Below are 13,667 nucleotides of genomic sequence, written 5' to 3' on the forward strand. Positions count from 1 at the left end.
GTTTAGCAATGGAACTCTTAAATTCTGCTCTTTCTTTTATAGAAAAGAAAACTGAAAATGAGCAGAATAGCCATTGTAAAGATACAACTTAAACCAATAGTTGCTAATGTGTATTGAAACTGTTTGAAACTAAATGTTTCTAATAAAACCAGAACAAAGTGGTGAATCAGTGTTCCAAAAAAGGTATAGGATAGGAACCATTTAAAATTCATTTCACCCAATATGGGGGTAATGAATGTATCCATATCATTTTCAATCGTAATTTTCATGAAGAATACCCGATAGGCTGCCAGTGCTACACAAGCTGCGGCATTGACACCAAGTGTATCATAAAAAGCATCAACTGTCAAACCCGTTAAAAATGCAATTGTAAAGAGTAGAAAATTGGATATTCCAGTAGGAAGCAAAAAAATAAATAGAATGTACGGGAAAGGGCTTGCCAGATTATAATAGCCAATATTTTTGAATAAAAATACTTGCATGGCAATAAGTACCAAAAATCGAATGATATTAAATAGTAATATTCTAGCCATTATCCTGATTCGTTTCTTCTAATTGTTTTAACTCTTTTGCAAATAAATCTTTTACTACGTAGACATGGTGTAGGTTGGAGAAATTGGTACTTAACAGGATGCGTAAATCCAGAAAAGAATCTCCTGATGATATTCCAGTCTCGACCACAGCTCCAACAAGAATGCCTTTTGGAAAGTGCCCCGAATAGCCGGATGTATAAACTTTTTCAGCTGTCTTCACTTTTACATGATTGGGGATTTCTTTGACCATTGCAAAACGATAATCGACATTACTTCCCCATACCAAAGAACCAAACACCTCGGTGTTGGCTAATGTTACAGATATTTTGGTGTCTGGATGTAAGAGTGACTGTACTGTTGAAAAGTGGGGGGTCACATTGAGCACAATGCCGACTACACCATTTGGAGCCAGTACACCCATTCCTTTTTCGATGCCGGCTAGGGAACCTTTGTTGATAGTCAGGTAATTGCTTTTTTGATGAATACTATTGTTCGTTACACTTGCAATGATAAATTCATATCGACCAAATTCGCTACTGTCAATAACAGGGCTTTTTGCCATCGCGACAGTATCTGTGGTTAAGTAATTCTCCAGCTGCGTTCTTAGACTTGCATTTTCTTTGACCAATTGATCATTGGTTTCGGTAAGTGATAAGTAGCTTTTCCATGAATTTACTTTTTCATAGATATGCCCAATAATATGATTGGATGAATTGAGCGCACTAGCACGCTGGAAAGTATTGTTAGTAACAACCAGAAACACTGAAAATCCAAAAAATAGGATAAACCAAAAAAATGCGTTATAACGTCTCAGAAATAACCAGAGGTTTCTCATTGTTTATTAATTATTACTTTGCTATTTAATAAAGAAGCGATATAGTGAAAAATCAACTATATCGCATATAAAATTTTATGTTGTGGCAATTATGATTGCATTAAGAATTTAAATCTTCCGATATTCTTTAATGCGATGCCTGTACCGCGGACTACTGCACGAAGAGGATCTTCTGCAATATGAACTGGTAATTTTGTTTTGGCTTGAATTCTACGATCTAATCCTCTTAAAAGTGCTCCACCACCTGTCAGGTAAATACCTGTCTGGTAAATATCTGCGGACAATTCCGGAGGAGTGATTTCTAAAGCTTTTAAAATTGCTTCTTCAATTTTCGAAATGGATTTATCTAAACAATGGGCAATTTCTGTATAGGAAACTGTAATTTGTTTGGGGATACCAGTCATCAGATCGCGACCTTGAACGGCGAAATCTTCAGGTGGATCTTGCAATTCTGGAAGTGCGGCTCCAACTTCGATTTTAATCTTCTCAGCTGTACGCTCACCGATCATGATATTGTGCTGTCTACGGATATATTGTACGATATCAGAATCGAAGTTATCTCCCGCAACGCGGATCGACTGGTCACAAACAATACCGGAAAGGGCAATCACGGCAATCTCTGTGGTTCCACCACCGATATCAATAATCATGTTACCCATGGGCTCTTCCACATCAATCCCAATACCTACTGCGGCTGCCATCGGTTCGTGGATCAGATATACTTCTTTTGCTCCTGCAATTTCTGCAGAATCCCGTACGGCACGTTTCTCTACTTCAGTAATTCCTGAGGGGATACAGACCACCATTCTTAGCGAAGGAAAGAACCAGCTTTTTCCATTATTGACCAATTTTACCATTCCGCGAATCAAGTGCTCTGCGGCTGTAAAATCTGCAATAACACCATCACGAAGCGGACGTACTGTTTTTATATTATCGTGTGTCTTTCCCTCCATTTGCATTGCCTGACGTCCGATTGCAATTACTTTGTTTGTCGTACGATCAAAAGCCACAATTGAAGGTTCATCAACTACTACTTTGTCATTATAGATGATTAAGGTATTTGCGGTACCTAAATCGATGGCAACTTCTTGTGTAAACCAGTTAAATAAACCCATTTGCTGTATTGTAAACTACTTTTTATGAATATGCAAACCTACTAAAAATTATTAGTTTTTGAAGGTAAGTCTTGATTTTTTTTATTGATAAATTAGAACTCGTTTGAGGAGCTGTAAGATGATAACAAGTAAACGTTTAATAAGGCATTTTCTTATGTTTTTACTTCGAAATTAATTTTTCTGTACGTCAATGTAGTAATTAAAAGTGTCAATCTTTACATTTTTTTTTGTTAGATTGGGAATATCTAATGTTTGATCGTCGTTAGTGATATTAATTGCTTTTAAAGTATTATTTGAAGTCCCGATATAGATCGGCATCTGAAAATTGGCGACTGTATTTTTCCATTTAGCTTGAACTTTTCCATCTTTTGTCTCTGAAATGTACAGCACAGGAATGGAAGTAGTCTTGACATATTGCTCAAAAATAGAACTGAAATTTATACCCGATTCTTGATTGATGTAATGCACAATATCATCATAATTAACTTGTTGATGATAAAACTTAGCGTTTAATCCTCTCAGAATAGCTCGCCATTTATCATCATCTGCTATGATGGTTCTAATCATGTTGTGCAGGACACCGCCTTTATTGTACATATCTCCGGAGCCTTCGTTATTGACATGATATTGACCTTGTATGGGTTTATCATTTTGAATGGCTCTTCGATTGCCATAAATATATTGCTGCCCCGCTTTTTTACCGAAATAATAATCGATATACAGGGATTCGGAATAATTGGTGAAACTTTCATGAATCCACATATCAGCAATATCTGCTGCTGTTATATTATTGCCAAACCACTCGTGCCCAGCTTCATGGATAATGATAAAATCCCATTTCAACCCCCATCCTGTACCCGAACCATCTCTGCCCAGATAACCATTCAAAAATCGGTTGCCGTAGGCAATGCCGCTTTGGTGCTCCATGCCGAGGTGCGATGTTTCGATCAGTTTGAAACTGTCTTCATAAAAAGGGTAGGGGCCAAACCAGTATTCAAATGCTTTTAACATCGGTTTTACATTGGCCTCAAAATGCGGTTTTGCCCGATCTATATTTTCGCGCAATACATAATAATCGATATCCAATTTTCCCTTTTCGCCCTGATAGCTATCTTGAAAATGAACATAGTCACCGATATTGATGGCGATATTGTAATTGTTAATGGGGCTGGAAACAAACCAGTTGAATTTAGATTTTTTCTGACCGATGCTTTCCATATTTCGTAATCGACCATTAGAGATATTCATCAGTCCTTTGGGTACTGTTACCGAGATCAATACGCTATCCGGTTCATCCGACTGATGATCTTTATTGGGCCACCATAGACTCGCTCCAATACCTTGGTTTGCGCTCGCTACCCAAGGCTTATTATTGCTGTCTTTCTTCCAATCAAATCCGCCGTCCCATGGGGCACGATTGGCTTGATGTGGCGTGCCCGAGAAATATACTTGGATAGAATCTAAGGTATTGGCTTTTATGGGCATAGGGAAATCGATAAACACGGCATTAAATTCGCGGGAATACCTTAACTTTTTGCCCCGATAAATAATTTTTTCAATAGCCATATTATCAAAGAGATCAATCTGTATGCGATTGAAATCCTGTATGGTTTTAAATTTAATGAGATTGCTGCCAGAAATGCTTCGTGTGGGGATGTCGACATCAACATCGAGGTGATAATAGGTGACATCATAGCAGGTCCTTAAAGGGGTCAATTGGCCTCTTAAAGAATCTTTACGAGAAAATTCAGTTTTGTTTGATAATAATTGCCCGTTGACTAGACAAGGATAGAAAAAAAATAGTGCAATTAAATAGAATAGATTTTTCAACGCTTTTGATATTGATGTAAACGTTAAATATAAGAGAATTTACCTAGTTTAAAAAATAGGAACACTTTTTAAACCTAGGTATCGTCTATCTTTTTTTGTTAAAAAAGCTTTCAATTTCGGCTAAAGTAAAGCTATTAAGACAGTTTTTGGCACTTAATCCACCTTTTCGTGCCACAAATATTCCATAATGCATATCCAATAAACCTTCGGTACGGTGCGCATCTGGATTGATGGATAATAGTACACCTTTTTCTAAGGCATAACGATGCCACCGCCAATCTAAATCCAGGCGTAATGGATTGGCATTGATTTCAATCACAACGTTGTGGGCAGCACAGGCATCAATTATTTTTTTATAATCCAATGGATAGCCTGATCTGCTTAATAAAAGTCGTCCGGTAGGATGTCCCAATATCGTGGTATAGGGATTTTCTATGGCTTTTAACAAACGGGCGGTTGCTTTTTCTTCGTCCATTTTGAGATTGGAGTGGACAGAAGCGACGACAAAATCAAAGCCAGCAAGAATCTCATCGGGATAATCTAAGGAACCATCGGCTAAAATATCGGACTCAATGCCTTTAAATATTTTAAAGGGCGCCAGTTGCTGATTGAGCTGATCGATTTCTTCCCATTGTTTTTGTACACGGTCTATCGGCAGACCATTGGCATATACAGCAGTTTTGGAGTGGTCACAGATTCCGAAATAGCTAAGTCCTAATTCTTCTTTCGCGTAACGAGCCATTTCAGCTAAGGTATGTACCCCGTCGCTGTAGGTAGAGTGGTTATGCAAAGTGCCTTTCAGATCATCGAAATTGATCAATCTGGGTAGTTGATGGTTTTTGGCCAAAAACACCTCATCCAGACCTTCTCGAAGTTCGGGTTCAATATAATCCAAGCCTTGTACCGCATAGAGCTCTTCTTCCGAATTTAAAGCCGTTATCAACTTTTCATCTAATAGTTCCAAGTGTTTTTTGGAACCTGTAGTTAAGATCAGATGTTGGTAAAATTCTGTTGTTGTGGAGAGGTAGAGGTGAAAGGAAAACCCAAGTTCATCTCGGAATGAGATATACTCCAGCTCTTCATTTACCTGATCAGGATAATGCGCATGTAGATAGGCCAAGGTGCTATCTCGATCTGCGCTTAATAGGATATCGACCGAACTTAATACTTCACATTTTCTACGGAATTCTCCAGTAAAGGAAATGAGGGCAGGAGATAGGCTATTTTCAAGTGCTGTAATGACGGCTTCTGCACTCTTCAGCACTCTTGCATATAAAAACCATCCTTGGTTGGATATGGAAAATTCAATGGATTTTTTAATATCCTCTTGTGTTTTCAGTCCAAAACCTTTGGCTTCTATCAGTCGATTTTCGTTGCAGGCATATAAAAGCTCACCCACACTCTCAATCTGAAGGTCTGTCCAGATAATTTGTATTTTTTTGGGACCTAAGCCTTTTATGTTAAGCATTTCCAGAATTCCTTCTGGGGTAATGCTTAACATCGCATCTAACTCATCGAATGAGCCAGTTTCGGCTAATTTTTTAACCTTTTCTGCCGTGCTTTTCCCGATTCCGGGTTGGCTGCTGATCTCTTCTAAAGAAGCGGTTTCAAGCAGAAAGGGTAGTTTATCTAACTTAAAGGATGCACTGGCAATTGCTTTTATTCGGAAAGGATTTTCATTATGCAATTCCATCAGCTGGCTACATAATTTGAATTTTTTAGCAATTGTCTTGTTATCCATTTTAGTTGTTTTCTATGACTTGATTATCGTTTTTTACTTCTGGAGCAGGTTGATTGTACTTGTAAAAGATTAATCGAACACCTGAGTTTTTAGTGAAAAATTTCACTGTCCAGTTGATAAAGGTAATGACTTTGTTTCTAAAACCAAAAATAGACATTAAGTGAACAAACATCCAAACGATCCAGCCGAAGAATCCGTTAAAATGGATTTTACCCATATCCACCACCGCTTTGGCACGGCCAATAGTCGCCATGGAACCTTTGTCGAAGTAGGAGAATTTCTCATTTGAACGTTGGCCCATCACATTGCTAATGTGTTGTGCAACGTATTTACCTTGTTGCTGTGCTACAGGGGCTACACCTGGCAATCCACGAGGTAGATCATCGGTAATAAATGCGGATACGTCGCCAATTGCATAGACATTTTCCATATCTAAGACACGGCATTGATCATCTGTCTGGATACGGTTACCACGTTGGATATTTTCTTTTTTGAAGCCTTCTGGAAATTGACCTGCAACTCCAGCACCCCAGATCACTGTCTTTGTTTCGATCGCGCTACCATCACCAAAAGAGATTGCAGTGCCATCAAATCCTGTTACAGAAACATTTAATAATATTTTAACACCTAATGCTTTTAGGTATTTTTCCGAATCTTCGGAAGATTTTTCAGACAAATTAGCTAACACTTTACTTTGGCCTTCGACCAAGTAAACGTTCATTTCTTCTTTGCGTAATTCGGGATAATCTTTTTCTAAGATGTTATTTCTGATCTCAGCAATTGCACCGGAAAGCTCAACACCTGTGGGACCTCCACCGACAATGACAAAGTTTAAAAATGGTTTACGCTCCTCTGGATTTGCAATTTGAACTGCTTTTTCCAGATTTTGTAACACATAGCTACGGATATTCAATGCTTCCTGAATGCTTTTCATCGGTAAGGCATATTTTGCGATTTGCTGATTACCAAAGAAATTGGTCGTAGCTCCTGTGGCAACGACTAAAAAATCATATTCAAAATCACCAATATTGGTTTGAACCGTTTTATTGATCGCATCGATATGATTGACTTCTGCAATTCGGAAACTAAAATTCTCCTGAGATTTGAACATCTTACGGATAGGGAATGAGATCGAATCTGCAGACAATGTACCTGTAGCTACTTGATACATTAAGGGTTGGAAAGTATGAAAATTATTTCGATCTAATAATAGTACTTCTACTTCCTTATTTTTTAACTTTTTAGCAACTTCAATTCCACCAAAACCAGCACCAATAATGACCACTCTTGGGAATTTTCTATCTGAACGATTGCTTAGCATATTATTTGAAATTTATATAAAATATTCGGAAACGTGTAATCCTTCTGCAAATATCTTAATTTTTCATTCAAAAAACTAAAATATCTTTATATATACTTGCTTTTTATTGTCATATTTATGGAGAACAAGCTGTTTTTTTATTTTGTTTATTTTATTACTACTTGTTAATCAGTGTCTTGCAAACAGAATTAATTGCATAGTTCATTAATTCTGTTTGCGTGGATATTTTAAAAATTGGGTGTAAAAAGTACACTTTGAATAATTTCTTATTGTAATGCACCTTTTATTTTAATACTTAAGCCTTCATTTTCGTTGGTTAATCTCAGTTGGCAAGCGAGTCGGCTATCGTCGTCGGCATCTGGTAAAGTATCTAGCATATCGAGCTCCTGATCTTGAGGTTCTGATAAATGTTCTCCTCCTGATTTGATCTGTACATGGCAGGTGGCGCAAAGAGCCATTCCTCCACAAGTGGCTAAGACCTCATACTCGGATGCTTTTAACAATTCCATTAAAGATAAGTTGACATCCGTAGGAACTTCAATTTTTTGAACGGTACCATCCCGATCTTCAATTTCTATTTCAATAATATTGTCCATAACTAAAAAGTATTGATGCCGTTTACAGTGGTATATTTGAAACTTAGTTTTTGTTCGGGATACACATATTTAAAAGCACTTTGTGCCATTAATGCCGCTTCATGGTATCCGCATAAAATCAATTTTAATTTACCTGGATAGGTATTGATATCTCCAATGGCATAGATGCGTTCGATATTGGTTGAGTAATCATATGTATTGACCTCAATCGCATTTTTTTCAATCTGTAGACCCCAGTCTGCAATCGGTCCCAGTTTTGGTGTTAAACCAAATAACGGTATAAAATAATCGGCCTCCATGCGGACTTCTTCTTTCTGTTTATTGATCGCGATGACATGCGATAGACGATCTGAGCCATGCACATCTGCCAGATTGTGAGACAATAACAGATTGATCGCTCCTTTTTGAGCAAGCTCGAAAACCTTGTCGGCAGAGTCTGGTGCTCCTCGGAAAGAATCACTGCGATGTATTAATGTCAATTCTTTTGCGATATCAGCTAAATAGATCGCCCAGTCTAAGGCAGAGTCTCCACCACCGGCTATGATAATCTTTTTATCGCGATAAGTCTCTGGATTTTTGACCATATAATCAACACCTTTTCTTTCGTATTGGGCTAAATGGGGCAACTCGGGCTTACGAGGCTCAAAACATCCTAAACCACCTGCTATAACGACAACTTGACAATGTATGCGTGTTCCTTCGGAGCTAATAACGATATATGAACCATCATCTTGTTTTTCGAGACCTTCCACACGTTCTCCAAGTGTAAATGTGGGATGGAATGGCTCGATTTGTTTCATTTGATTGTCAATCAGTTCCTGTGCTCGTATCGTGGGATACCCCGGTATATCGTATATCGGCTTATGTGGATAGATTTCGGAGAGCTGACCACCGACTTGAGGTAAAACATCAATAAGATGACATCTCATCTTTAATAAACCTGCTTCAAATACAGCAAATAGACCTACTGGTCCAGCTCCTATAATACAAATGTCCGTTGTAATCATATCAAATTTTATTACTTAAGTTGTTATAAATTTTATCCAGTATACGCGTGAATGCAGTAAAGTCATCATCGGTTAAATTTTCCCAAGCCTTCATGCGGATGTTTGCAACGATTGGAGAGTAGGCTTCTACTTTTTTTCGACCTTCATCTGTCAAATGCAAATAGATACTGCGGCGATCAGAGGGATGAATGACACGTTCTGTCAATCCTTTTTTTATTAATAGGTCAACAATACGGGTCAGGGTAGGCTGATCTTTACAACACTTTTCAGCGAGTTCTTTTTGCAATAGATCATCATTTTCATAAAGTGTTTTCATGATGGTCCATTGATCTACCGTGATGTCAAAGTCATTTTCAGTAAAAGAATTTTGTGCAAATTGTTTTACTTTTTTTGCTGTTCTTTCTAAAATGAAAGAGTATCGGTTGAATTTTTCGTCTTGCATTTAAATATTTGTATACTAATATTTAGTACAACAAATATAATCAATAAATACTTCGTGCAACAAGTATTATGTGAATATATTGTAAAATAAAAAAAGGCTTTCGGATCAATTTCCGAAAGCCTTTTACAAATTATGATAATTTTAAATTATGGAGTCACTGGTTCTGCCTTCTTAGGAGCGTCTGCCAAGTGTTTTCCTTTACTCAAATCGTATACTGCTGGTGCAGCTAAGAATATCGATGAATAAGTACCTACAATAATACCAATTAAGATGGCGAAAGAGAATCCTCTGATCACTTCACCACCGAAAATGAATAATACGGCTAATACGAATACAATAGTCAACGACGTAATCACTGTTCTACTTAATGTGGTATTGATCGCGTGGTTGATCGTTTCACCAAAATCTTTATTTAAAGCATTTGGTTTATTTACATCTTCACGGATACGGTCAAATACAACTACTGTATCATTGACAGAATACCCTAATACCGTTAAAATAGCGGCAATAAAATGCTGGTCAATATCTAATGAAAATGGAACGATACCATCTAAAATAGAGAACAAGCCCAATACAATAATGGCATCATGAATGGTTGCGATAGCAGCCCCTGCTGAATATTGCCATTTACGGAAACGTACTAAAATATAGACTGCAATGATCAATAAGGCAAAGATAGTGGCATAAATTGATCTTGCTTTCATATCTGTAGCGATACTCGGTCCAACTTTCTGAGAAGAAAGAATCTCATATTTATTGCCTGCATCTACTTTAGATAATCCTTCGGTCAATTTAGTCAATACTTCTTTATCTGCTTCGTCAGAGGTTTCTTCAATATGGTAAGTTGTTGTTACTCGAACTTGATTTGAGGCTCCAAAGACTTTAACTTCAGTTGTTTTCTGGAAAGCATCATCCAAATTTTGACGAACAGCTTCCAAATCAACAGGTTTATCGTAACGAATAGTATAGGTACGTCCACCTTGGAAATCGACCCCTTGACTAAATCCTTTAATGAAGATCGATGCAAAACAAGCGATAACGACAACAATAGAAACGATGTAAAGTCCTTTTCTTTTCTTGATGAATTGGAAATTGGCATTTTGCAATGTTTTCGCAGACCAAGGGAAGGAAACTTTAATTTTCATGTCACGCTCCAACATCCACTCAAAAATAATACGAGTCAGGAAGATACCGGTGAATAATGAGGTGATAATACCTACCATTAATGTGGTTGCAAATCCTAAAATCGGACCTGTTCCGAAGAAGAATAATACTAAACCAACTAAGAAGGTTGTAATCTGTGAATCTAAGATTGAAGGTAATGCGTGTTTGTAACCATCGGCAACAGCTTGACGGATTGACTTGCCACCTGCTAATTCTTCACGAATACGCTCGTAAATCAGTACGTTGGCATCCACCGCGGTACCCATTGTCAATACGATACCCGCGATACCAGGTAATGTCAGTACAGCATTTAATGATGCTAATACCCCCATGATAAAGAATACGTTTACAAGAACAGCAACGTTTGCTATCAAACCTGCAGTATTGTAATACGCGATCATGAATACAAGAACCAATACGATACCGATCACTGCTGAATTTACACCCGAATCAATTGCCGATTGTCCTAAAGTAGGACCTACAATTGCCTCTTCAACGATTTTAGCAGTTGTTGGTAAACGACCAGCTTTCAATACGTTTGCTAAATCTTTGGTGTCTTCTACGGTAAATGAACCTGAGATGGATGAATTACCACCAGCGATCTCTTCATTCACACCGGGTGCTGAATATACGACATTGTCAAGCACGATAGCGATCGATTGGTGACCTTGTGCTGCTTTAGCGGTAATTTTTTTCCATTCACGAGCACCTTCGCTGTTCATTTGCATGGAAACAACGGGTTCGTTTCTTTCATTAAACTCGTCACGAGCATTGGTAATAACGTCACCTGTTAAAACAGGTCCATTATCGACACCTGCAGGTCTGATGGCATATAAAGAAAGGATATTGGGTGTTTTAGCTTCTGGTTTTACCGACCATAGCAATTTTAAATTTCCTGGAATAATCGATTTAACCTCAGGTCTGTTTAAAAAAGCATTTACTTTTGCGGTATCTTTTAGATCTGCACTACCCACCATTGCTCCAGGCATCAAAGCCATCTGTTGATTCTCGCCCATGTAAACAGCAGGTCTCAACACATCAAACAATGGGTTATCTTGCGATAATTTTGTCGTAGCACTATCTTTCGTGTTTTTATTTGCACCTAAGTTCGCCAATAAATCATCTGATTTTTTAGTCGAATCTGTTGTTGCTTTATCCTCCGTAGGAGCTACTTTTAAAGTTGTAGATAAAGTTTTGTTGATGTTTTCCAACAAAGGATACACTTCCTGATTAGCATGAGTTTCGTAAAACTCTAACTTGGCCGATCCCTGTAATAATTTACGGACACGCTGCTCATCATTCACACCTGGTAATTCAATTAAAATACGGTTTGTACCTTGTTGAATCTGGATGTTAGGAGAAGCAACTCCAAACTTATCAATACGTGTACGAAGTACTTTGTATGAATTTTGGATAGCATTATCAGCTTCTTTTTGTAAAAAAGATTCCAATTGTCTATCAGAGTCCCCCGCTTTGATTAAAGATGCATTATCTTTAGTCGCGAAATAAGTTGAGAGTGGAGTCGTACTACCCGTAGCTTTATATTCTTCAATGAATAAATTTACTAGAGATTGTTGACTTGTTTTACTTTTCGAAATTGCAGCTGAAAGTGCCGCATTGAATTTCTCGTCTTTAGGATTATCTGCTAAGTTACGAATCAACTCATCGATTGAGATTTCCATCGTCACGTTCATACCTCCTTTTAGATCCAGTCCTAAAGCCAATTCTTGTGCTTTAGCTTCTCTGTAGGTGTATTTTGCAAAACCTAAATTGTAAACAACCTCGCCAGCGATAGAGTCTAGGTACGATTTTTCACGTGCCATATCTCCTTGTGCATAATTCTCAGCATCACGCTCAACTTTGCGGGTTACAAAAGTGAATGATAGGGCGTATAGACATGCTATAGATACCGCTATCACCAAAAATTTAATCAGCCCTTTACCTTGCATCGTCTGTTTTTAGTGTATTAGTTTGATATTATATGATATAATTGATAACTCATTCTTGTTTGAAAATTACAATTCTCCAAGAATGCCAAAGGTATAAAAATTTTGTAAAATGAAAAGCTTTATTTGATTAAGCTTATGATAAAAAGCGATTAATTTACAATCAATAGGTTACGCTATTTACTTTAAATAGAAAAAGCCTCCCTTTTGGGGAGGCTTTTTTATGCATCATGCAATTCTACCTATCTTAATGTATATTTAATACCGAAAGAAAAAGTCGATGCATCAAAATCATTACCGTGATTTAATCTCCAATCTGGTTTCCAATCTGCGTGAAGACCGATAGGTGCTGCAGGAATTTTAAATTCCAAACCTAATTGTGGACGTAAAGCTACCCAAGTTTGGTTATCGCCAGCATCAATAAATGATAACTGTGCACCAATACCTGCATACCAACCTAAACCGTTAGTGCCTGAGAATGGTCTTGCATATTGGTAATCAGCTCCAACTGCAACAACATGGTCATCAAACATAATTTGTGCTTGACCATTATTTGCACCACCCATAGATTGTTTGTATTGAACACCCCATAAATCACCTACTGTACCATCAAATACAACACCGATAGCCGCGCGTTGTGGTGATTGAGCTTTAGCCTCTTGTGCTCCTAATGCTAATATGGCAACTGCAGCCATTGATAGTAATACTTTTTTCATAATATGTGTTTTTAAATTCAATTCAGACTTAGTCTGCAAATAGCTTGCCAAAAGTTGTAACTAGAGATTGAGGACAAGAAAAAATAAGGGGATGCAAAAGAATGTTGAAGGATGCTGCTAACGATCTTGATTAAGGTAATATTGTGACAATGAGTTATTAAGTTGGTTTTTTGAGGTAAGATCATTGCGATAATCGGCATGATGTCACCAACGATTTTCATTTTTTTTCTTTATAAAAATTGATCCATTGTTATTGGAACACAACAAGAAGTCTATAGATATACCTAATAAATACACAGGATCAGCGATGCGGATCTCTGGAGTGGGGCCATAGATAGAGCAATATTCATCTAAAAACACAGGGTCGTTTGATATGGATGATCTAGACCATAAAATATGAGCGATTTGCTCGCTTATATAA

General features: G+C 37.5%; 11 protein-coding genes. All 11 read right to left on the reverse strand.

What is annotated here, in order from left to right; all coding sequences use genetic code 11:
- Positions 1-17 precede the first annotated feature (17 nt).
- Positions 18-533 (reverse strand): rod shape-determining protein MreD, encoded by a 516-nt coding sequence (locus tag MUB18_RS11970; protein ID WP_248753245.1) that lies wholly within the window; start codon positions 531-533, stop codon positions 18-20.
- On the reverse strand, positions 526-1,368 hold the full coding sequence (gene mreC, locus MUB18_RS11975; RefSeq protein WP_248753246.1) for a rod shape-determining protein MreC: 843 nt from the start codon (positions 1,366-1,368) through the stop codon (positions 526-528). The genes MUB18_RS11970 and mreC overlap by 8 nt, the downstream gene beginning before the upstream one ends.
- A gap of 89 nt (positions 1,369-1,457) precedes the next feature.
- On the reverse strand, positions 1,458-2,483 hold the full coding sequence (locus MUB18_RS11980) for a rod shape-determining protein (RefSeq protein WP_021191193.1): 1,026 nt from the start codon (positions 2,481-2,483) through the stop codon (positions 1,458-1,460).
- A gap of 171 nt (positions 2,484-2,654) precedes the next feature.
- Entirely contained in the window at positions 2,655-4,313 is a 1,659-nt protein-coding gene (locus tag MUB18_RS11985; RefSeq protein WP_248753247.1) for a M1 family metallopeptidase, read from the reverse strand.
- Between the two features lie 85 nt (positions 4,314-4,398).
- On the reverse strand, positions 4,399-6,054 hold the full coding sequence (locus tag MUB18_RS11990) for a DNA polymerase/3'-5' exonuclease PolX (protein WP_045753880.1): 1,656 nt from the start codon (positions 6,052-6,054) through the stop codon (positions 4,399-4,401).
- A gap of 1 nt (position 6,055) precedes the next feature.
- Positions 6,056-7,375, reverse strand: a complete 1,320-nt coding sequence (locus MUB18_RS11995) for an NAD(P)/FAD-dependent oxidoreductase (RefSeq protein WP_248753248.1) — start codon at positions 7,373-7,375, stop codon at positions 6,056-6,058.
- 266 nt (positions 7,376-7,641) lie between these two features.
- Positions 7,642-7,971, reverse strand: coding sequence for a 2Fe-2S iron-sulfur cluster-binding protein (locus MUB18_RS12000; RefSeq protein WP_248753249.1), 330 nt, complete (start codon positions 7,969-7,971; stop codon positions 7,642-7,644).
- A gap of 2 nt (positions 7,972-7,973) precedes the next feature.
- Complete coding sequence (locus MUB18_RS12005) at positions 7,974-8,978, reverse strand: NAD(P)/FAD-dependent oxidoreductase (RefSeq protein ID WP_045753877.1); 1,005 nt, start codon at positions 8,976-8,978, stop codon at positions 7,974-7,976.
- Position 8,979: 1 nt separating this feature from the next.
- Positions 8,980-9,420, reverse strand: a complete 441-nt coding sequence (locus MUB18_RS12010; RefSeq protein ID WP_045753876.1) for a MarR family winged helix-turn-helix transcriptional regulator — start codon at positions 9,418-9,420, stop codon at positions 8,980-8,982.
- Positions 9,421-9,566: 146 nt separating this feature from the next.
- On the reverse strand, positions 9,567-12,533 hold the full coding sequence (gene secDF, locus MUB18_RS12015) for a protein translocase subunit SecDF (protein ID WP_248753250.1): 2,967 nt from the start codon (positions 12,531-12,533) through the stop codon (positions 9,567-9,569).
- A gap of 239 nt (positions 12,534-12,772) precedes the next feature.
- Positions 12,773-13,246, reverse strand: a complete 474-nt coding sequence (locus tag MUB18_RS12020; RefSeq protein WP_045753874.1) for a hypothetical protein — start codon at positions 13,244-13,246, stop codon at positions 12,773-12,775.
- Positions 13,247-13,667: the final 421 nt, after the last annotated feature.

This window comes from Sphingobacterium sp. PCS056, from assembly GCF_023273895.1.
Taxonomy (GTDB): domain Bacteria; phylum Bacteroidota; class Bacteroidia; order Sphingobacteriales; family Sphingobacteriaceae; genus Sphingobacterium.